Here is a 20,658-nt window from a genome sequence, read left to right as displayed (position 1 = left end):
GAAAACCTGCGTTCCGCCTGATGAGGACGTCCCGCCGGACGTCCAATCCGGAGGACAGCAGATGTTCAAACTCGCTTCCGTCGCCCTGGCGGCGACATTGCTTTCGACCTCGGCCATGGCGCAGGTCAAGCCCTTCCCCGCCGACTTCAAGATGCAGGAGATCGCCACCAACGGGGTGACGATCCACGTCCGGGTCGGCGGCAAGGGACCCGCCGTGGTGCTGCTGCACGGCTATGGCGAAACCGGCGACATGTGGGAGCCGCTCGCCGAGAACCTGGCCAAGGACCATACCGTCATCGTGCCGGACCTGCGCGGCCTGGGCCTGTCGTCCAAGCCGGCTTCCGGCGGCTACGACAAGAAGACTCAAGGCGGCGACGTGGCCGGCGTGCTGGACGCCCTGAAGGTCACCAAGACCGACCTGGTCACCCACGATATCGGCAACATGGTCGGCTACGCCTTCGCCGCCGAGCATCGCGATCGGGTCGGCCGCTTCGTCCTGATCGATGCGCCCCTGCCGGGCGTCGGGCCGTGGGACGAGATCCTCAAGAACCCGCTGCTATGGCACTTCCGCTTCGGCGGCCCGGACATGGAGCGGCTGGTCGCCGGCCGCGAGCGGATCTATCTGGACCGCTTCTGGAACGAGTTCTCGGCCACGCCCGCCCGCTTCACCGAAGCCTCGCGCGAGCACTACGCCAAGCTCTACGCCCAGCCCGGCGCCATGCACGGCGGGTTCTCGCAATTCGCCGCCTTCGACCAGGACGCCGCCGACAACAAGGTCTTCGTGGCGCAGGGCAAGCTGACCATGCCGGTGCTGGCCCTGGGCGGCGAGAAGTCGTTCGGCCCGATGATGGCGACCGTGATGCGCTTCGCCGCCAGCAACGTCACCGAGGGCGTGGTCCCCGACTCCGGTCACTGGATCATGGAGGAAAACCCCAAGGCGACGGTGACGCTGGTCCGCGATTTCCTGGATGCGAAACAATGAGCCGCCGCCGTCTCGCCTCTGTCGGCGCCGCGATCGTCCTGATCGGTTTCGCCGGCGCCGCCATCGCCCAGGAGCGCCTCGTGCGCCTGAGCCCCACGGACGTCGCCGCCCTCGTCGAGGGCGGCGCCACCGCCGGCACCTCGGGCGTGTCCGGCATCCGCACGACAGTGCTGTACGGGGATCCGACCAAGGCCGGCCCCTACACGATCGCCTTGCGGGTCCCGCCCAACATGCGCATCGCCGCGCACAGCCATCGCGACGACCGCACCGCGATCGTCGTCGCCGGCGTCTGGCGCTTCGGCTACGGCCGCCAGGCCGACGCGGCGCTGGTCAAGGTGCTGCCGCCGGGCAGCTTCTACAGCGAGCCGGCCGGGGTCGATCACTTCGCCATGACCGGTCCAGAAGGCGCCAGCGTCTACATCTCGGGCTATGGCCCGACCAGCACCGACTATGTCGAGGCCGCCAACGCGCCCAAGCCCTGAGGCGACCGCGACCATGATCCGACAAAAAGGGAGCAAGGCCGACCAGCCTTGCTCCCTTTCTTTTCGCGCCTGCCTCTAGTGGCCGACCGACCGCAGGACGATCTCGGCGAAGCCCTGGGCGGTGTCCTTGCGGTTCCAGTCGCGCTGCAGCTCGCACGCCACCTGGATCCAGCTGACCGGCTTGCCGCCGGCCTGGACGACGCGGTCGATCCCCGCGCGATGGGCGAGTTCCGAGGTGCCGCCCACCGCGTCCACCACCGCGAACACGTCGTAGCCCTCGGCCAGGGCGTCCAGGGCCGGGAACGCCAGGCAGACCTCGGTCCACAGGGCGACCATGATCAGCTTCCGACGGCCCGTGGCCTTCACCGCGGCGACGAAGTCCTCGTCCTCCCAGGCGTTGATGGCGGTGCGATCGATGGGCGTGACGCCGGGCAGGACGTCGGTGATCGGCGTGATGGTCGGCGTGTTCAGGCCGGTGGCGACATTGACCGTGGTCAGCACCACCGGGAGGTCGTAGAGCCGCGCCGTCTTGGCCAGGTTTGCGACGTTGGCGATCAGCAGGCGCTTTTCCATCGTGACGATGGACGAGACCTGGACGGGCTGGAAGTCGATGATCAGCAGGGCGGCGTTCTGCGGCGTCAGCAGGTGATCGGCCAGCGGATCGCGGAGGGTCAGGGGCGATGTCATGTCGGCGTCCTCGCTCAAGTTTTTCGAGCATCGACCGAAATGATTTCGCCGCGCTCTACTGAGTCAGAACGCAGCCTTTTCAAATTTCCTCATGTAGAATGACGACTACCGGCGCGTCGAAACCAGTTCATATGTATCCGCGTCACGCGCGATCATCTTGACGGGCAAGACCTGAGACACCGAACGACCGAAGCGCGGGATGTCACCTGTCTTGAACACACCCGTGATGCGCAGCGCCGCCACCTTCGGATCCTTGATGACGATCTGGGCGCGCGTGTAGCGGTTCAGCACTTCGATCGCGTCGGACAAAGGGCGGTCCTGAAATTCCACCACCCCCTGCTTCCAGGCCAGGGCCTCGCCGAGGTCGGTCGACGACACCTTGCCCGCCTTGCCATCCTGGGCGGCGAAGTCCTGGCCGGGGGCCAGCTTGACCATCGGCGCGGAGGGGCCGCCGGGCGCCGAGGCCACCGAGACGCTGCCCTCGGCCAGCACCACCCGTACCGCCCCCGGCGTCAGGCGCACGTCGAACTGGGTGCCGAGCGCCGTCACGACACGTCCGCCCGCCTGGACGGCGAAGGGATGGGCGCGGTCGTGGGCCACGTCGAAGAAGGCCCGGCCGTTCAGAAGGCGCACGTCGCGCCGCCCCTCGTGAAGGCGACGTCCACCGCGCTCTCGGCGTCCAGCGTGACGCGGGTGCCGTCCGGCAGGTCGACGATCGACTTCTGGCCCTTGCCCGTGACGTAGTCGGCGCGGCCGACGGCGGTGAGTGAGGTCGCCTCGTTGGTCGCGACCTGGACCGGCTTGGCGGCGTGCCCGCCGAACCAGCCCTGCTGCGCGCCGATCAGCAGGGTCGCCGAAACCGCCAGGGTGGCGATGGAGGCGGCGATCAGCTGCGGCCAATAAGTCCTGGCCACGGGCTCGGGCTTGGCCTGGCGGGCGGCGCGGGCCATGGCGGCGATCAGGTCGTTTTCCTCGGCGTCGTCGAAGACGTCCCACATCTCGTGGGCCTTGACCCAGGCCTCGCGGTTGTCCTCGCTGGCGTCCAGCCAGGCGGCGAACTGCTCGCGATAGGGCGACTGGTCCAGATCGTCACGGGCCAGCCAGCGCGCGGCCTCTTGCGCCGGATCGGGGCTTTGGCGGGTCATCGGGCGCCTCCCGCGTGGGCCATGAGATGTTCGATGGCGCGAACCATATGTTTCTCCACCGCGCTCACCGACAGGCCCAGCTGCGTGGCGATGGCCTGGTGGCGCAGACCGTCGATGCGGCGAAGCAGGAAGATCGTTCGCGTTCGTTCCGGCATGGTCATGAGGGCCGCGGCGGCGGCGTTCAAGGCCTGCTTGCCGGCATAGATGCGGGCGGGGTCGAAATCCTGCTCGCCCTGCAGGTCGGGATCCAGCGCGACGTGGTCGTCGGCGTGACGGACCACCCGACGACGGTAGCGGTCGGCCAGCACGCTGGCGGCCGTCTGGAAGATATAGGCGCTGGCGTGGTCCGTATTCTCCGGCGTGCCGCGCACGGTCAGGCGCAGGAAGACCTCCTGCACGAGGTCCTCCACCTCGCCGGCGTTACGCACCCGCCGACGGAAATAGGCGGCCAGCGGTCCGCGCATCGCCGCCGCCTGCCTGGCGAAGGCGTCCGCGCGCGCGGCGGCGTCGGAAGCATCTGTCATCAGCCCCTCTCGCGCCATTCCCATCAGAGACTCCGCCTTGTGTCCAACGTCACGGACGCCGGCTTCGAGGAGGCAGAACGCAGCCCCGAAAAAAGTCCTCACCGGAAAATTTTCTTTTTCGTCGACCTCGCACCACGCCGGCGCTCAGGCGGCGAGTAAGCTCCTGTAAATAAGCGCCTTTTTGATCGAATGAAAAATCTCGCCGGCCGAATTCCCGAACGATGGTCGATGAGGAATTCGGATCGTCCTGCGTGCTCCCAGGTCAGGCGGACAACAGCGGCCGCCGACGGAGGTCACGATCATGAGCATGATGAGCTTTTCCCTGATCGGCGCGAGCGAACTGCCGACGGCGGCGGCCGCGTTCGAAGCCGAGATCCTTCAGCAAGCGTCACGCCTGGCGCCATGGCAGGAGCGCAAGGTCGCCCGGCATATTCGCGAGCATCTCGACCAGCCGATCAGCGTCCACGATCTCGCGGGCCTGGTCGGCCTGAGCGCCAGCTACTTCTCGCGGCGCTTCCGGGGCAGCTTCGGCGTGGCGCCGCGCGCCTACGTGATCCGCAGCCGGCTGGAGCGCGCCCAGAGCCTGATGCGCCAGAGCCGCACGCCGCTCTGCGCCATCGCCCTGGATTGCGGCTTTTGCGACCAGGCGCACATGTCACGCCTGTTCCACACGGTGATCGGCAGCACGCCCAGCCGCTGGCGTCGCCAACAGGCGCTGGCCTAGTTCAGCGGACGCAGGACGATCTCGGCGACGACCGGAAAGTGGTCCGAGATCACCTGGCCATCGTGGGTGTCGGTCAGGGTGGCGAAGCGCGCCGTCCGGAAGCCGCGATCGACGAAGACATAGTCTATGGGCCCCGTCGGCGGAGCGCTGGGCGAGAAGTCGTTGAAGGTCCCCGCCGGACCGGACACGACGGCGCTGGCGGCCCGCGCGTCGCGCAATCCGTTCTCGCCCGAGGTCAGGGCGGCGTGCGGCGGATCGGTCGGGAGGCTGTTGAAATCGCCGAGCACCACCAGACGAGCGTTGGGCCAGGCGGCCTGGTCGCGGATCTGCCGAGCGCACAGCCGCCGCGACTCCGCGCCCTTGTGATCGAGATGGGCGTTGCGCACGTCCAGCAGCACCCCGCTGGCGCGATCGCGCAGCACGACCCGGGTGTAGGTTCTGGGCAGGGCCGCGTCATAGGCCTTGCCGGGCCGCTCGGGCGTCGGCGAACACCAACGGGTCTCGGCCAGCAGTCGCTCGAACCGGGCGTCGCGATAGAAGATGGTCGTGGTCTCCCCGGCCTTGTCGCCGTCGTCGCGCCCGACGCCATAGTGCGCGTAGTCGGGCAGTCCGGCCGACAGGTCCGCCACCATGGGGAGCAGTGCTTCCTGCACGCCCAGAATGTCCGGCGAGATGGAGGCGATCTGCCGCGCCATCGGGCCGCGACGGGCGCGCCAGTCGGGGCGATCCTCGGGATTGTCGTAGCGGATGTTGTAGCTCATCACCCGGAACGAAGGCTCTTGGGCCTGGGCGGCGACGGGATGCGCGGTGGCGAGCGCGAGGGCGGCTACGGCGAGTCGGAGACGGTGCGAGATCATGGCCATGACGCTTAGGGGGCGATGACGACGTTGGCGCGACGGAAGGCCTGGGCGTGGGCCTCATCCAGCGGCGCGTCGGTCACCAGGATGTCGACCTCTTCGGGCGAGGCCGTGCGAATGAGGCCAAGCCGGCCGAACTTGGTGTGGTCGGCGGCCAGCAGCACGCGGTCGGCGCGCTCGTAGACGATCCGGCTCATCACCGCCTCGCGTGCGTGTCGATCCATCAGGCCGTGGTCGGGATGCACGCCGCCGACGGTCAGGATCGCCAGATGCGGCGTGAACTGGGCGATGTAGGCCTGGGCGACGTGGTCCGAAAACGCCCTGTAGTCGTAGTCCAGCTCTCCGCCGGCCAGGAACAGGGTGTTGCCGTTTCGCCCGCCGAGCGTCTCGGCGACCACCAGGGAATTGGTGATCACCTTTAGCCCCTGGCGCACGGAGGCGAGACGGCGCGCCACGAAGCAGGCTGTCGTTCCCGCGTCGATGAAGATGGTGTCGCCGTCCCGGACGTACTCGGCCGCCGCCGCGGCGATGCGGCCCTTTTCCGCGACGTTTTCCTGCATGCGCCGGTCCAGTGGACCTTCGTTGGAGACCACCGCGAGCTGGACGGCGCCATGGGTCCAGACCACGTCGCCGCGCGCGGCCAGCACGCGCAGCTCGCGACGGATCGTTTCCTCGGAGACCGCCAGATCCTGGGCCAGTCGCCCGATCGCATGGTTTTCGCCCGGCTTCAGCTTGCGCAGAATTTCGCGCTGGCGATCCTCGCGCCTGAGCATGCGCCCTTCCTCCCCTGTCGTCGCCAAGTTGTGGAATGTGTGACCCATTCCTGTGGATTTTCCAAGATCAAGGCGCACATTCTCTCAATTTGCACAACAACGTCACAGGACTGTCTCGACGCCCCCTTAAGAGCCCCGCCGTCGCGAAACCGCGTAATGGGCAGGGGCAGACATGTTTGAGTGGACGGGTGAACACGGCGCGCGCGGGGCTCGCGCGACGGGCAAGGCGATCAGGGCCGTCCTGCTGGCCAGCGTCTTCGGCCTGGGTTGGGCCGCCGGCGCTCACGCCGAGACCGCCGCCTCGGCTGAACCGTCGGACACGATCGACTCGCTGGTGATCGTCGCCAATCGCAACGACGCGGCCAAGACCCAGATGCGCGCCGCCAACGCGGTGGCGGTGCTGTCGGCCGAGGACCTGGAGCACACCGCCGTCCACAACGTGGCCGAGGCCCTGGGCATGATGCCCAGCGTCAACGTGATGAACACCGGCTCGTCGTTCTTCGGCGGAATCGACGGCGCCTCGCGCGGCGAAGGCATGTTCGTGTCGATCCGTGGCCTGAACGCCGAGTTCAACGTCAACATGATCAATGGCGTGACGGTCGCCCAGGGCATGCCCTACAGCCGCCAGGTCCAGCTGAGCCTGCTGCCGCCGTCCGGCCTGCACACCATCGTGCTGAACAAGACCTCGACCGCCGACATGGACGGCGACGCCATCGGCGGCACGGTCGACTTCCGCACGCCGTCGGCCTGCGACTTCCGCGACGATTTCGCCGGCTCGATCACCGCGTCGGGCCGCGTCGAGAGCCGGGCTCGCGACTACGGCGACGAGGGCCTGGGCGGAGGGCTGTCGGCCGAATGGGCCCAGAAGTTCGGCCCCGAGCAGAGCTTCGGCGTCTATGCCAGCGCCTTCTACGACAAGCGCAACTACGCCAACAGCGAGATGGCCGGCGTCATGGCCGCCCAGAACGACGGCGGCTGGAGCTATCTGGTCCGCGACGCCGCCGGCGCCAGCTATCCGGGCCTGGATCCCGAGAAGAACATCACCCAAACCGGCCTGAACATCGGCGTCTCCAACGGCTACACCGAGCGCTGGGGCGGCAACTTCACCCTGAACTGGCGCCCCGACGAGACGCTGGACGCTTATCTGCGCGGCTCCTACGCCTTCGCCAAGACCCAGCAAAACTCGACGCTCAGCCAGTTCGTCAGCACAAGCAAGAGCTACAAGGAGACGGTCGCCGGCAGCGGTCGCTACGCCCTGAGCGTCGACCAGATCTCCACCCGCGTCTGGTACGAGACCAACCCGGAAGAAGCTGATCTGGCCACCGTGCAGGCCGGCTTCGACAAGACCCTCGGCGCGTGGACGCTGTCGCCGCAGGTCTTCTACAGCGCCGGGAACAACGATCGCCCTAACCACATCGAGGCCTCGGCCCGCATCAATCAGAGCGACCGGTACAACAGCGGCTCGAACCGGCCGCTGGGCGGTCTGTCGATCGGTTACGCCGACAACCTGCCCTACCCGCTGTTCACCCCGACGATCCACGATGACCTGAACAACGCAAACACCGCCCTCCTGGCGCGCCGCGCGGGCCAGCTGACCGAGCAGTTCAGCGGCCAGCAGAAGTACGGCTTCAAGTTCGACGCCAAGCGCGTGTTCGAAGGCCGCGCCCTGCAATGGGTCAAGCTGGGTGGCAAATATGTCGACAGCCACCGCCGGGTGACCAACCGCGACTGGACCAACGACCACTTCGCCAACCTGCTGGGCCAGGGCGGCCTGACCTGGCAGAGCCTGGGCCTGTCGACCAGCTATTACGACGCCGTGTTCCCGGGCCAATACGAATGGCGCGTGCCCAAGGTCAGCCAGGAGAAGCTGTTCGAGTACTTCTACAAGTACAAGACCGACGCCTCTTTCGACACCTGCGGCTCGAACGCCGTCAACAACTGGAACTGCAACACCCAGAAGGGCGACGAGGCCGTAGCCTCGCTTTACGCCGTGGCTGACTACCAGTTCGGCGACGTCGAGGTCTCGCCCGGCCTGCGCTACGAGCACACCAAGATCGACAACCTGTACTGGGCGATCCCGACCACCAGCGCGGGCGAACAGACGGGCGCCTGGGCCACCAGCCGCACCGAGTACAACGAGGTGCTGCCCAGCGTGTTCGTGACCTGGCGCCCCAGTGACGCGGCCGTCTATCGCGGCTCGGTCTGGACGTCCTACACCCGTCCGGCCTTCATCCAGTTGGCCGGCGGCGAGCGCCGCGCGATCAGCGACGACGGCAGCGTCTCGATCTCGCGCGGCAATCCCGACCTGAAGCCGATCAAGGCGATCAACCTGGATCTGTCGGGCGAGTGGAGCAACAGCAAGGGCGGCTACGCCATGCTCGGCGGCTTCTACAAGCGCCTGTCGGACTACATGTACGACAACGGCTCCAGCTCGGTGAACACCGACACCTACGCCGAGGGCAAGACCACGATCAGCCAGCCTACCAATGGCGGCGACGGCGATGTCTATGGCGTGGAACTGCAGCTGCGCCAGAAGTTCGCGGACCTGCCGGGCCTGCTGAGCGGCCTGGGCGCGGGCGTCAACGTCACCCGCCAGTGGACCAGCGTCGACCTCGGCGACGGCGTCGACAACCGCATCCAGAACGCCCCCGACTGGCTGGCCGACGCCACGCTGTTCTACCAGAAGGGCGGCTTCAGCTTCGACGTGATCTACCACTATTCGGGCGCCTACCTGTCGGCGTACGACGTGCTGGATCAGGCCGGGGAATGGGACAATCTGTGGGTCCGGCCGATGCGCAGCGTCGACCTGCACGTGGGCTACGCCTTCGGCAATGGCTTCAAGCTGGACCTGTCGGTCGCCAACCTCCTGAAGAACTACACCTACTGGTCGCACGTCGGCCGCGACAGCTTGGCCGTCTCGGACGTCGTCGACTCCGGCCGCACCACGCTGCTGACACTCAAGAAGAGCTTCTGACGGCGCCGCCATCCCCGGCGCTTTGAAGACGCGATGCGCTCCTCCCGCGAGGGGCGCATCGCCGCGTTTCGGCCAGACACCGCAAAGGACTTGATCATGCCCGGCCTCCGCCCTCGCCATTTGCTGGCGCAAGTGCTGCTCGCCTGCGCGATGATGGCGTGCGCGACCGCCAGCCTGGCCGCCTCTCCGCGTGTCGAGCGGGTCGTCATCATCATGCGCCACGGCGTTCGCGCGCCGATCGTGGGCGAGGCGCCGCTGGACACCCTGACCGGCGCCCCCTGGCCGACCTGGTCCGTCCCACCCGAGCATCTGACCGCGCATGGCGCCAAGGCGCTCGACATCCTGGGGCGCTCCGACCGCCGCTGGCTGGCCGGCCTGGGCGTGCTGCCGGCGCTTGGGTGCCCCGCCGAGGGCCAGGTGAGAATCTGGACCAACACCGCCGAGCGCACGATCGCCAGTGGCGAGGCCTTCGCCCGGGGCCTGACGCCCGGCTGCGAAACTCCTGTCGGCCATCGCCCGCCAAACGAAGTCGATCCGCTGTTCGAACCGCTGCGCGCGGGTGTCGCCCCGTTCGATCCGGCGGCGGCCATCGCCTCGATCCAGGCCTATACCGGCGGCGTCGATCACCTGGCCGCTCGCCTGCAACCGGCGCTCGACGAGCTGGACCGGGTGCTGGACTGCGGCGCGGGCAAGGCCTGCTCGCCCCGGCGCGCCTCCAGTGTCGCCCCTTCGGCGGACGGACGCGGGATCGATCTGACCGGACCGATCCGCGACGCCTCGGGCACGGCCCAGGTGCTGCTGCTGCAATATGTCGAGGGCCTGTCTCCCGCCGCCGCCAGTTGGCGCGGTGTCGAGCCCGACACCCTGAAACGCCTCGGCGCGCTCCACGCCGCCCTGTTCGACGTCTTCACCCGCCCGCCCTACATGACCGCGCGCCAGGCCGGCCCGCTCAGCCGGCGGGTGCTGGAAGCCCTGGATGCGCCCAGCGTTGGCGGCGTCGACATCTTCATGGGCCACGACACCAACGTCACGGCCATGGCGGCGGCGTTGGGCGCACGCCTCGACGCGCCGGGCTACGCGACGGGCGACGTTCCGCCCGGCGGCGCGCTGATCTTCATGAGCCTAGTGGACGACGCGGGAAGCCGATCGGTCCGCGTCTACTACCAGACCCAGTCGCCACAGGCGCTGCGCGGCTTGAACGACCGCGTTTCGAGGCCGGCGATCGGTGTCCTGGGCCATGACTCCCGCGCCATTCCATCGGGCGAATTTCGCCGCCGCCTCGAAGCGGCGATCACGACGAACACGGACTCGCCAGACTGAACCCGCCCTCTAAGGCTCTCTGCTAAAGCTTCTCCCAGCCATATACGCTCCACGCTAGGTGCGGATTGAAGTCTTTTAGAAACGCCAGCTCAACCTTTGTCGCCAAGTATAGCTGCTTCAGCTTTGATAATGAACTTGAGAAGGCGTCCAATGGGTACACTTCACTACGATAAGGTTCTGGCCGATATGGACGCGACTCTGAGCGTTGCAGCCTCTGTCGCCAATGTTTCTTATTCATATACTCCAGGGCACAACATCAGCATGCAGGCCCCGTGCGAAGACGGCCTGACGAAATGGATCGCATGCTATGATCGCGATGATAGAACGCTCCGCTACTGGCACTATCTTCCGAGCTCCGTGACGGCGTTGACTCAATGGATCCAAGATGCGCCAGATGGAATTCGGCGCGGACAAGAGTTCATTAAGCGCCCCTGTCCATGAACTTTCAGCAGACTGAACTTATTCAAGTTTTGAAGATGCTCTAAATTGGACTCTCCCACGCCCAACCCCACCTTCAGAGGCGGATGCCTGTGCGGCGCGTTACGTTGGGAAGCGTCCCGCGCGCCCGACTTCATGGGCATGTGCTGCTGCGGTGACTGCCGGAAGGCGTCCGGGGCGGGGTTCATTCCGTTCATGGGCTTCGCGGCCTCGGCCCTGGCCATCACCGGTCCGGCGCGCCAGTACCGCAGCCTAGCGTTCCGGGGCGGCGAGGCGACGCGCAACTCCTGCCCCACCTGCGGCGGCCTCGTTTTCGGCGGCGAGCACGGCCTGCACGACAGCCACACGATCTACGCCGGCTCGCTGGACGACCCGAGCCTGTTCAAGCCGACCATGCTGCTGTTCGACCGCGACCGCCCGGCCTGGGTGATCCCGCCCGAGGGCGTGACGCGGTTCGAGACCATGCCGGACTAGGCTCGCCTCGACCGCCTCCCTCACCAGGGCCATCGATCTTTAAAATACATCCTATGCGAGATATTCTCGCATTGAGACATCTCATGCTTGCATAAATGCCCTTATGCACCTAATAGGTTTATATCAGCAATTCTCGCTCAAGAATTGCATTTCATAAGGGAGGCCTGTCATGTCCGCTTGCGCTCAGCTCAACTACAACAACGTCACGCCCGCCGTCTGGTCGTGCGTCAGCCAACTGGCCATCAACCATGGCGGCCCCAACCCGTTCCCCAACAGCGGGTCCTTCTCCAAGAGCGGCTTCACCTTCGCCTGGTCCTATGACCCCGGCTCCCAGACGGCCTGGGTCCAGTGCACCGACAGCCCCTGGATCGTGCCCTGCTCGTCGATCAACAGCGCGCTGCAGTCCAATATCGACGGCTGCTACCAGTCGAGCGGCGTCACCGTGGAAGCCTTCGCCTAGGGCCAGCCCGGTGTCCTCCGAGAGCCCCAGATCTCTCGACGGTCAGGAGGAGGCCCTGGCGGCCTTCTCCTGGTCGCTGGCCCAGGCGCTGGAACTGGACGAGCCTGTTCCCCGGGCCGTCGCGTTGCGCGCGGCCGTCGACCCGATGTTCCTGCGCGACCTGATCGAGGAGCGCCCCGGCGCCCTGGCCGGCTCCCCAGTCGCCGCCCGCGCGGTCGGAGCCAGCCTGCCCAAGTGGGCGCCGCCCCCGACGTCGGCGCTGCTGGGCGCGGCGACGAAGGCCCTGGCGCGATGGGCCCTGATCGGCTTTCGCCCCGTGCCCGAAGCCCAGGTCCAGACGCGCAAGGCCGCCTGCCAGGCCTGCCCCGAGCTCCGGCCGCCGGGTCAGCACCTGGTCCACAGGCTCGTCGGCGCCGGACAGAGCCAGGTCTGCGGCCTCTGCGCCTGCGCGATCGACAAGAAGGCGAACCTGCCCACCGAGACCTGCCCCGCCCCGTCCGACGACCCAGCCGTCAACCGCTGGGGCGAACCGCGCGATCCCACCGCGCCGTGGGCGGGACGCTAGGGCCTAGCGCCCGGTGCTATCGCCCCGGCAGCGTCCCCGGCCGGATGTAGGCGAACATGTGCGGGACCCAGTCGGGCTTGCCCAACGGCACGCCCTTGTGGCGCAGGATCGCGTAGGCCGCCGTCAGGTGGAAGTAGAACTGGGCCAGCGCCCAGTCGCGCAGGAACTGCTCGCCGGTCAGGTCGAAGATGATCCCGTTGGGCATCTTCAGTTCGATCTTCCGCTCCGCGGCGCCGTCGAAGGCCGAGGCGGGCGTCGCCTGGACCCGCGCGATGGCGTCGGCCAGCTGGGCCCGCAGGCCGTCGAAATCGGTCGCGTCCTCGGCCGGGGCGAACGGCTCACCGCCCGCCAACTGCTTGAGCATGTCGCTGGCCTGGGTGCAGACGAACCGCACCTGGGTCGCCAGCGGGAACATGTCCGGCGCCAGGCGCGCGCCGATCAGCGCCTCCGGCCGCATGACACCCTCGGCCGCATAGGCCTCGCCCTTGGTCAGCTGGGCCGACAGGCCCTTCAGCATCTGGACGTAGGTGGGGATGGCGATCGCGTGCAGGTCCATGGCGTCCTCCGGTTCGGCGGAAGCTAAGCGGGAGTCCGCGTCAGGCGCTAGGCCCGAACCGCGCCACCAGATCATAGGCCTCGCCTGGGAAAACCTGCCGCACGCGGGTGACGTGCTGGCCTTCGCGCCAGGTGCGGCGGTCGACGACCAGGCAGGCCGCGCCTTCGTCTAGGGCCAGCAGGCGGGCGTCGGCGGCATCGGCGTTGATGGCGCCGATGCGGCTCTCGGCCTCGGTCCAGGCGACGTGCTCCAGAAGCCAGGCGCCGGGCGGATGTTCGGCGAAATCGGCGGCCTCGATCTCGGGCGCGGCCTTCAGCGAGACCAGCCGCCGCTCCAGGGCGAACGGCCGGCCGCCGGCGTCGTGCACGCCGTCCAGCTCCAGGAGCTTGCCGCCGGCCGCCAGCGCGACCTCGTCGGGGCTGTCGCGATCGGCGGCCCGCACCGTGCGCGACAGCAGGCGGAAGGCGTAGGCCTCGCCGCGCGCGACGATCTCGGACTGGATGTCGGGGATGTTCAGCACCGGCGCGTGCACCTTGGGCCGGGCCACGAACGAGCCGGCCCGCTTGCGGCGCACGATCAGCCCGGCCTCGACCAAGGCGGTCATGGCCTTGTTCACCGTCATCCGCGCGCAGCCGTACTGTTCCATCAGCTCGGCCTCGGTCGGGGCCCGGTGGCCGGGCGCCCATTCGCCCGAGCGGATGCGAGCCTCGATCTCCGAGCGGATGCGCTGATGCAGCGGTCCGGTCACGCCAGCAGGGCCTTCAGGGTCTGGACGTAGCGCGCGGTGATCGCCTCGCGCGCATGGTGGCGACCACCGGAGACCCGTTGCTGGCCATGCCGCCAGACGGTGTCGATCCCGCCGCCGGCGAACACCAGGCTGTCGATCAGCGTGTCGCCCGACCGGCCGACCAGGTTCGGATGGTTCGGATCCAGCGTGATGAAGTCGGCCGGCGCACCACGACGCAGGCCGCCGCGGCCAACGCCCAGGGCCTGAGCCCCGCCCACGGTCGCCGCCCGCCACAGGTCGCCGCCGGTCGAACGGCGCGAACCGCCGGCCAGCACGTTGCGCGCCCGCTTGGTCAGGCGCTGGGCGTATTCCATGGTCCGCAGCTCCTGGGCGGCGTCGATCACGATGTTGGAGTCCGTGCCGATTCCGAAGCTTCCGCCAGCGGCCAGATAGTCGGGGGCCGGAAAGATCCCGTCGCCCAGATTGGCCTCGGTCACCGGACACAGGCCCGCCACCGCGCCGCTCTTGGCCAGGCGCTCGGTCTCGGTGGCGTTGATGTGGGTGGCGTGGACCAGGCACCACCGCTTGTCGACCTCGGCGTGGTTCATCAGCCAGCGGACGGGCCGCGCGCCGGTGGCGGCCAGGCAGTCGTCGACCTCCTTGGTCTGTTCGGCCACGTGCATGTGGATCGGCCCGCCGGCGGCCAGGGGCAGGATGGCGGTCAGTTCCTCGCCCGTGACGGCGCGCAGGCTGTGCGGCGCGACGCCGACCACCGCCTCGGGGAGCGGCGCGACGATCTCGCGGCAAGCCTCGACCAGCCGGGCGAAGCCGTCCACGTCGTGGATGAAGCGCTTCTGGCCGTCCGAGGGCGGCAGGCCGCCGAAGTTGCTGTGAGCGTAGAACACCGGCAGCAGGGTCAGGCCGATCCCGGTCTCCTCGGCCGCCGCTGCCATCCGCACGGCCATCTCGGCCGGATTGTCGTAGGCGCCGCCGTCGGGCGCGTGGTGCAGGTAGTGGAACTCGCCCACCCGCGTGAAGCCGCCCTCCAGCATCTCGACCTGTCCCATGGCGGCGATGGCCTGGGCCATGTCGGGGTCCAGCCGCTCCAGGAAGCGGTACATCACCTCGCGCCAGGTCCAGAAGGTGTCGCCCGTGTCGCCGCGCGTCTCGGCCAAGCCCGCCATGGCCCGCTGGAAGGCGTGGCTGTGGACGTTGCCCAGACCCGGCAGGGCTGGACCAAGGCGCTGAGCGTCGCCCGCGCTGGTGTCGGTGTCGATCCGGGCGATGCGGCCGTCGGTGAGCGTGAGCTTCACGCCGCGCGCCCAGCCGTCCGCCAGCAGGGCGCTCTCGCACCAGACCACCGTGGACGTCGGCTCGGGATTTTGGGCGTCGGTCACTGGACAAGCCTCATCGTTCGCAAATATGTCTATACATATTAGACCCCGCCGCAAGAGAGGGAGGCGACCAGGATGCAGTGCGACACCCTGTGGATAACTTGCCGTCTCGCCACCCTCGACCCGACGCGGCCGGGCCTGGGAATCGTCGAGCGCGGCGTGATCGCCGCCCGCGACGGGCGCATCGTCTACGCTGGTTCGGCCGATGACGCCCCCGCCTTCGAAGCCACCCGCACGATCGATTGCGAGGGTCGCTGGATCACGCCCAGCCTGATCGACCCGCACACCCACCTCGTGTTCGCCGGCGACCGCGCCCACGAGTTCGAGCTGCGCCTGGCCGGGGCCAGCTACGAGGAGATCGCCCGGGCCGGCGGCGGCATCGTCTCGACCATGCGGGCCACCCGCGCGGCTTCGGAAGGCGAGCTCGTGCAAGCCGCTCTGTCCCGCCTGGACGCCCTGATCGCCGAAGGCGTCACCACGGTCGAAATCAAGTCCGGCTACGGCCTCTCCCTGGAGGACGAACTCAAGAGCCTGCGCGCCGCCCGCGCCCTGGCCGACATCCGCCGCGTCGGGATCAGCACGACCTTCCTGGGCGCCCATGCCTTGCCGCCCGAATACCGCGACGACGCGGACGGCTATGTCGACCTGGTCTGCGAGAAGATGATGCCGGCCATCTCAGCGCGGGGCCTGGCCGACTCGGTCGACGGCTTCTGCGAGGGCATCGGCTTCTCGCCCGCCCAGATCCGCCGGGTGTTCGAGGCGGCCCGCGCCCACGGCTTGCCGGTCAAGCTGCACGCCGAGCAGCTGTCCAACCTCGAAGGCGCGGCGCTGGCCGCCGAATTCGGGGCGCTGTCGGCGGACCACCTCGAGCATCTGGACGCCGCCGGCGTCGCCGCCATGGCCGCCTCGGGCACGGTCGCGACCCTGCTGCCCGGCGCCTACTACTTCACCCGCGAGACCAAGGCCCCACCGATCGCGGCCCTTCGCGCCGCGAGCGTGCCCATGGCCCTGGCCACCGACTGCAACCCCGGGACCTCGCCCCTGACCTCGCCGCTGCTGGTCATGAACCTGGCCGCCACCCTCTTCCGGATGACCGTCGAGGAGTGCCTGGCCGGCGTGACGCGCGAGGCCGCGCGAGCGCTGGGCCTCCTGAACGACCGCGGGACGCTGGAGGCCGGCAAGGCCTGCGACCTCGCCGTCTGGGAGGTCGAGCGTCCCGCCGAACTTGTCTATCGCATGGGCTTCAACCCGCTCCATGCGCGCGTGTGGAGAGGCCAGTGACCCAGCTTGTTCTGAACCCCGGCGACGTGCCTTTGGCCGATTGGAAGGCGATCTATCGGGGCGCGAAGGCCGCCCTCGCCGAGGCGGCCTGGCCGGTGATCGCGGAAAGCGCGGCGGCCGTGGAGCGCATCCTGGCCAAGGGCGAGCCGGTCTACGGGATCAACACGGGCTTCGGAAAACTGGCCAGCGTCCGCATCGGCGACGCGGACCTGGCGACCCTGCAGCGCAACATCGTCCTGTCGCACGCGGCAGGCGTGGGCGAACCCTCGCCCGTCCCGGTGATCCGCCTGATGATGGCCCTGAAGCTGGCCAGCCTGGCCCAAGGCGCCTCGGGCGTGCGGGTCGAGACCGTGCGGATGCTGGAGGTGATGCTGCGGCAGGACCTGATCCCGGTCGTGCCGGCTCAGGGCTCGGTCGGCGCCTCGGGCGACCTGGCGCCCCTGGCCCATATGGCCGCGACGATGATCGGGGTCGGCGAGATCTTCGTCGACGGCGAGCGCAAGCTGGCGTCCAAGGCGCTGAAGAAGGCCGGCCTGGAGCCGCTGACCTTGGGTCCCAAGGAAGGCCTGGCCCTGCTGAACGGCACCCAGTTCTCGACCGCCAACGCCCTGGCGGGCCTGTTCGAGGCCGAGCGGCTGTTCCAGTCGGCCCTGGTCACCGGCGCGCTGTCGACCGAGGCCGCCAAGGGCTCGGACACGCCGTTCGACCCGCGTATCCACGCCCTGCGCCGCCACGCCGGCCAGATCGAGACCGCCGCCGCCCTACGCGCGCTGATGGCCCAGTCCGAGATCCGCGCCTCGCACCTGAAGGCCGACGAGCGCGTACAGGACCCCTACTGCCTGCGCTGCCAGCCCCAGGTGATGGGCGCGGCGCTGGACGTCCTGCGCCAGGCCGCCACAACGCTGGCGACCGAGGCCAACGGCGTCTCCGACAATCCGCTGATCTTTCCGGAAGCCGACGAGGCGCTGTCCGGCGGCAACTTCCACGCCGAGCCGGTGGCCTTCGCCGCCGACATGATCGCCCTGGCCGTCTGCGAGATCGGCTCGATCGCCGAGCGCCGCATCGCCATGCTGGTCGACCCGGCGCTTTCCGGTTTGCCGGCGTTCCTGACGCCCAAGCCGGGCCTGAACTCCGGCTTCATGATCCCGCAGGTCACGGCCGCCGCCCTGGTCTCGGAGAACAAGCAGAAAGCCTATCCGGCCAGCGTCGACTCGATCCCGACCTCGGCCAACCAGGAGGACCACGTCTCGATGGCCGCCCACGGCGCGCGGCGCCTCTTGGCCATGGTTGAGAACGCGACCGCCGTCCTGGGAATCGAATTGCTGGCCGCGGCGCAGGGCTGCGACTTCAACGCCCCGCTGCGATCAAGCGCGGCGCTGGAAGCGGTGCGCAAGCTGACGCGGAGCCAGGTGCCGCACCTGACGGACGACCGCCACTTCCACCCGGACCTGGAGGCGGCCAACGCCCTGGTGCGATCGGGGGCGGTGATCGAAGCGGCGGGCGAGCTGCCGGGGGTTAGCTGATGCCTCCCCCCCACCCCGATCTCCCCGGCGAAAGGCGGGGCCCAGATCGAACCCATGGGCGCTTGGCGATCGGCCGAGGTCGCGGACGCGAACACCCAAGCCGCTCAGGCTGAATCTGGGCCCCGGCTTTCGCCGGGGGGGTCGGAGGTGGGATTGTGAGCTGGCTCCAGGTGACGCGCGGTGACGCCCCCCCTCATCATCTCCCTGCCCCACACCGGAACCGAGATCCCGCCGGACATCGAGGTCGGCCTCGTCTCGCCGTGGCTAGCGCGCAAGGACGCCGACTGGTGGGTCGACCGCCTCTACGCCTTCGCCGAGGGGATGGGCGCGACGATCGTGCGGACCGCGATCTCGCGCACGGTCATCGACGTCAATCGCGACCCGTCCGGCGCCTCGCTCTATCCGGGCCAGGCGACGACCGAGCTGTGCCCGACCACCACCTTCGACGGCGAGCCGTTGTGGCGCGACGGCGGACCGGACGCGCCCGAGATCGAGCGGCGGCGGACGCTGTACTTCGAGCCCTACCACGCCGCCCTGCGCGCCGAGATCGACCGCCTGCGCGCGGTCCATCCGACGGTGGTGCTGTACGAGGCCCATTCGATCCGCTCGCGTGTGCCGCGCCTGTTCGACGGCGAGTTGCCGCAGTTCAATCTCGGTACCAATAGCGGCGCCTCCTGCGCCCAAGCCCTGACCGCCGCCGTCGAGGCCGCCTGTGACGCCTCCGGACGATCACGCGTCACCAACGGCCGCTTCAAGGGCGGCTGGACGACACGCCACTACGGCCAACCCGCCACGGACGTTCACGCCGTCCAGATGGAGCTGGCCTGCCGGGGCTACATGGACGACCCGGCCGAGCCGCCCACCGAAGACACCTGGCCCCCACCTTTCCACGCCGACCGCGCCGAGCCTTTGCGCGCGGTGCTGGAGGAGGTGCTGCAGGCCTGCCTGCATTTCGCGATCTCCTCTCCTCCCCCGCGTGCGGGGAGGGGACCGCCGAACGGCGGTGGAGGGGGCGTCCGACGCCGCCCGCGCCCCCTCCGTCACGTCGCCTATCGGCGCCGCGCCACCTCCCCCGCTGCGCGGGTGAGGAGAAAGGACTCCATGACCCGCCGCGACAACACCCGCGTCATCCGCCCGGCCACCGGGACCGCGCTCACCGCCAAGTCGTGGCTGACCGAAGCCCCGCTGCGGATGCTGATGAACAATCTACATCCCGACGTCGCCGAGCGTCCGGAGGAGCTGGTGGTCTATGGCGGCATCGGCCGCGCGGCGCGAGATTGGGAGAGCTTCGACAAGATCGTCGAGACCCTGCGCCGCCTCGACGATGACCAGACCCTGCTGGTGCAGTCCGGCAAGCCGGTCGGCGTCTTCCGCACCCACGCCGACGCGCCGCGCGTGCTGATCGCCAACTCCAACCTCGTGCCGCGTTGGGCCAATTGGGAGCACTTCAACGAGCTCGATAAACGCGGCCTGGCCATGTACGGCCAGATGACCGCCGGCTCGTGGATCTATATCGGCGCCCAGGGCATCGTGCAGGGCACCTACGAGACCTTCGTCGAGATGGGCCGCCAGCACTATGCGGGCGATCTCTCGGGCAAGTGGCTGCTGACCGCGGGCCTGGGCGGCATGGGCGGCGCCCAGCCGCTAGCCGCGGTGATGGCCGGCGCTTCGTGCCTGGCCATCGAATGCCAGCCGTCGCGGATCGAGATGCGGCTGCGGACCGGCTATCTCGACAGGTCCACCGCCAGCGTCGACCAGGCCCTGGCCTGGATCGAAGAGGCCTGCGCCGCCAAGACCCCGATCTCGGTCGGTCTGCTGGGCAACGCCGCCGAGCTGCTGCCGGACCTCTTCAAGCGCGGCGTCCGTCCCGACCTGCTGACCGACCAGACCAGCGCCCACGACCCGGTCAACGGCTACCTGCCGGCGGGGTGGAGCCTGGAGCAGTGGGCCGAGGCCAAGGAGCGTGATCCGGAGCGCGTGAACAAGGCCGCTCGCGCCTCGATGGCCACGCACGTCCGCGCCATGCTGGACTTCCAGGCCGCCGGCGTCCCAACCGTCGACTACGGCAACAACATCCGCCAGATGGCGCTGGAGGAAGGCGTCACCAACGCCTTCGACGTCCCCGGCTTCGTGCCGGCCTATATCCGCCCGCTGTTTTGCCGGGGGATCGGCCCGTTCCGCTGGGCGGCGCTGTCAGGCGATCCCGAGGACATCGCCAGGACCGACGCCAAGGTCAAAGAGCTGATCCCCGACAACCCGCACCTGCACAACTGGCTCGACATGGCGGGCAAGAAGATCAAGTTCCAAGGTCTTCCCGCCCGCATCTGCTGGGTGGGTCTCGGCGATCGCCATCGCCTGGGCCTGGCCTTCAACGCCATGGTCGCCAGCGGCGAGCTGAAGGCCCCGATCGTCATCGGCCGCGACCACCTCGACTCGGGCTCGGTCGCCTCGCCCAATCGCGAGACCGAGGCGATGCGGGACGGCTCGGACGCCGTGTCGGACTGGCCGCTGCTGAACGCTCTCCTGAACACCGCCTCGGGCGCCACCTGGGTGTCGCTGCACCACGGCGGCGGGGTCGGCATGGGCTTCTCGCAGCACGCGGGTATGGTGATCGTCTGCGACGGGTCCGAGGCGGCGGCCAAGCGGATCGCGCGGGTGTTGTGGAACGACCCGGCCTCGGGGGTCATGCGGCATGCGGATGCGGGGTATGAGATCGCAGTAGACTGCGCGCGGGAGAAGGGGCTGGACCTGCCGGGGATTCTTTGAGCGTTA

General features: G+C 68.8%; 20 protein-coding genes and 1 pseudogene. 12 read left to right on the top strand and 9 right to left on the bottom strand.

Going from position 1 to position 20,658, the window contains the following annotated elements; genetic code table 11:
• Positions 1-61: 61 nt before the first annotated feature.
• Together MZV50_RS06675 and MZV50_RS06670 are read left to right on the top strand one after the other, a co-directional pair.
• Positions 62-982 carry an alpha/beta fold hydrolase gene (locus tag MZV50_RS06675; RefSeq protein WP_252633623.1) on the top strand — a complete coding sequence of 307 codons (921 nt, stop codon included), beginning with the start codon at positions 62-64 and terminating at the stop codon, positions 980-982.
• The gene (locus tag MZV50_RS06670; RefSeq protein WP_252633622.1) at positions 979-1,464 is read left to right on the top strand and encodes a cupin domain-containing protein; all 486 of its coding nucleotides are present in this window, start codon (positions 979-981) and stop codon (positions 1,462-1,464) included. Before MZV50_RS06675 ends, MZV50_RS06670 begins: the two co-directional genes overlap by 4 nt.
• A gap of 75 nt (positions 1,465-1,539) precedes the next feature.
• On the opposite strand, the gene MZV50_RS06665 is transcribed toward MZV50_RS06670, so the two are convergent.
• The 4 genes from MZV50_RS06665 to MZV50_RS06650 form a co-directional block, all read right to left on the bottom strand.
• Entirely contained in the window at positions 1,540-2,151 is a 612-nt protein-coding gene (locus MZV50_RS06665; protein WP_252633621.1) for a hydrolase, read from the bottom strand.
• 105 nt (positions 2,152-2,256) lie between these two features.
• Positions 2,257-2,784 carry a FecR family protein gene (locus MZV50_RS06660; RefSeq protein ID WP_252633620.1) on the bottom strand — a complete coding sequence of 176 codons (528 nt, stop codon included), beginning with the start codon at positions 2,782-2,784 and terminating at the stop codon, positions 2,257-2,259.
• Entirely contained in the window at positions 2,772-3,296 is a 525-nt protein-coding gene (locus MZV50_RS06655; protein WP_252633619.1) for a hypothetical protein, read from the bottom strand. The genes MZV50_RS06660 and MZV50_RS06655 overlap by 13 nt, the downstream gene beginning before the upstream one ends.
• Positions 3,293-3,820 (bottom strand): RNA polymerase sigma factor, encoded by a 528-nt coding sequence (locus tag MZV50_RS06650; RefSeq protein ID WP_252633618.1) that lies wholly within the window; start codon positions 3,818-3,820, stop codon positions 3,293-3,295. Before MZV50_RS06650 ends, MZV50_RS06655 begins: the two co-directional genes overlap by 4 nt.
• A 301-nt stretch (positions 3,821-4,121) precedes the next feature.
• Here MZV50_RS06650 and MZV50_RS06645 point away from each other — a divergent pair, with 301 nt between their 5' ends.
• Positions 4,122-4,544: a helix-turn-helix domain-containing protein gene (locus MZV50_RS06645; RefSeq protein ID WP_252633617.1), complete on the top strand. Its 423-nt coding sequence runs from the start codon at positions 4,122-4,124 to the stop codon at positions 4,542-4,544.
• On the opposite strand, the gene MZV50_RS06640 is transcribed toward MZV50_RS06645, so the two are convergent.
• Positions 4,541-5,305: an endonuclease/exonuclease/phosphatase family protein gene (locus MZV50_RS06640; RefSeq protein ID WP_354668924.1), complete on the bottom strand. Its 765-nt coding sequence runs from the start codon at positions 5,303-5,305 to the stop codon at positions 4,541-4,543. The two genes, MZV50_RS06645 and MZV50_RS06640, sit on opposite strands and share 4 nt — an antisense overlap.
• Before the next feature lie 107 nt (positions 5,306-5,412).
• Positions 5,413-6,174: a DeoR/GlpR family DNA-binding transcription regulator gene (locus MZV50_RS06635; RefSeq protein WP_252633615.1), complete on the bottom strand. Its 762-nt coding sequence runs from the start codon at positions 6,172-6,174 to the stop codon at positions 5,413-5,415.
• A 172-nt stretch (positions 6,175-6,346) separates the two neighbouring features.
• Here MZV50_RS06635 and MZV50_RS06630 point away from each other — a divergent pair, with 172 nt between their 5' ends.
• From MZV50_RS06630 to MZV50_RS06610, 5 genes are all read left to right on the top strand, one after another.
• The gene (locus tag MZV50_RS06630; protein WP_252633614.1) at positions 6,347-9,148 is read left to right on the top strand and encodes a TonB-dependent receptor; all 2,802 of its coding nucleotides are present in this window, start codon (positions 6,347-6,349) and stop codon (positions 9,146-9,148) included.
• A 96-nt stretch (positions 9,149-9,244) separates the two neighbouring features.
• Positions 9,245-10,468, top strand: a complete 1,224-nt coding sequence (locus tag MZV50_RS06625; protein ID WP_252633613.1) for a histidine-type phosphatase — start codon at positions 9,245-9,247, stop codon at positions 10,466-10,468.
• Positions 10,469-10,954: 486 nt separating this feature from the next.
• Complete coding sequence (locus MZV50_RS06620; RefSeq protein WP_436792211.1) at positions 10,955-11,380, top strand: GFA family protein; 426 nt, start codon at positions 10,955-10,957, stop codon at positions 11,378-11,380.
• Positions 11,381-11,549: 169 nt separating this feature from the next.
• Entirely contained in the window at positions 11,550-11,840 is a 291-nt protein-coding gene (locus tag MZV50_RS06615) for a hypothetical protein (protein ID WP_252633611.1), read from the top strand.
• Positions 11,841-11,850: 10 nt separating this feature from the next.
• Positions 11,851-12,405: a hypothetical protein gene (locus tag MZV50_RS06610; RefSeq protein WP_252633610.1), complete on the top strand. Its 555-nt coding sequence runs from the start codon at positions 11,851-11,853 to the stop codon at positions 12,403-12,405.
• 16 nt (positions 12,406-12,421) lie between these two features.
• Here the strand turns inward: MZV50_RS06610 and MZV50_RS06605 are convergent, their stop codons facing one another.
• From MZV50_RS06605 to MZV50_RS06595, 3 genes are read right to left on the bottom strand one after another with little or no spacing between them, the layout of a single operon-like run.
• Entirely contained in the window at positions 12,422-12,961 is a 540-nt protein-coding gene (locus tag MZV50_RS06605; RefSeq protein WP_252633609.1) for a DUF1993 domain-containing protein, read from the bottom strand.
• Positions 12,962-13,001: 40 nt separating this feature from the next.
• Positions 13,002-13,709: a histidine utilization repressor gene (gene hutC / locus MZV50_RS06600; protein WP_252633608.1), complete on the bottom strand. Its 708-nt coding sequence runs from the start codon at positions 13,707-13,709 to the stop codon at positions 13,002-13,004.
• Positions 13,706-15,085, bottom strand: a complete 1,380-nt coding sequence (locus MZV50_RS06595; RefSeq protein WP_252633607.1) for a formimidoylglutamate deiminase — start codon at positions 15,083-15,085, stop codon at positions 13,706-13,708. The genes hutC and MZV50_RS06595 overlap by 4 nt, the downstream gene beginning before the upstream one ends.
• 72 nt (positions 15,086-15,157) lie before the next feature.
• On the opposite strand from MZV50_RS06595, the gene hutI reads away from it, so the two are divergent.
• From hutI to hutU, 4 genes and pseudogenes are all read left to right on the top strand, one after another.
• Positions 15,158-16,363 carry an imidazolonepropionase gene (hutI, locus tag MZV50_RS06590; RefSeq protein WP_252633606.1) on the top strand — a complete coding sequence of 402 codons (1,206 nt, stop codon included), beginning with the start codon at positions 15,158-15,160 and terminating at the stop codon, positions 16,361-16,363.
• Positions 16,348-17,886 (top strand): histidine ammonia-lyase, encoded by a 1,539-nt coding sequence (hutH, locus tag MZV50_RS06585; protein WP_252633605.1) that lies wholly within the window; start codon positions 16,348-16,350, stop codon positions 17,884-17,886. The genes hutI and hutH overlap by 16 nt, the downstream gene beginning before the upstream one ends.
• Before the next feature lie 152 nt (positions 17,887-18,038).
• Positions 18,039-18,852: pseudogene (gene hutG, locus MZV50_RS06580) on the top strand (N-formylglutamate deformylase); the annotation flags it as partial.
• A 135-nt stretch (positions 18,853-18,987) separates the two neighbouring features.
• Complete coding sequence (gene hutU / locus MZV50_RS06575) at positions 18,988-20,652, top strand: urocanate hydratase (protein WP_252635198.1); 1,665 nt, start codon at positions 18,988-18,990, stop codon at positions 20,650-20,652.
• The last annotated feature ends 6 nt before the right edge of the window (positions 20,653-20,658 follow it).

Source organism: Caulobacter segnis (genome assembly GCF_023935105.1).
In the GTDB taxonomy this organism is placed as follows: Bacteria; Pseudomonadota; Alphaproteobacteria; order Caulobacterales; family Caulobacteraceae; genus Caulobacter; species Caulobacter segnis_B.
This window is presented reverse-complemented; position numbering and strand designations above follow the sequence as displayed.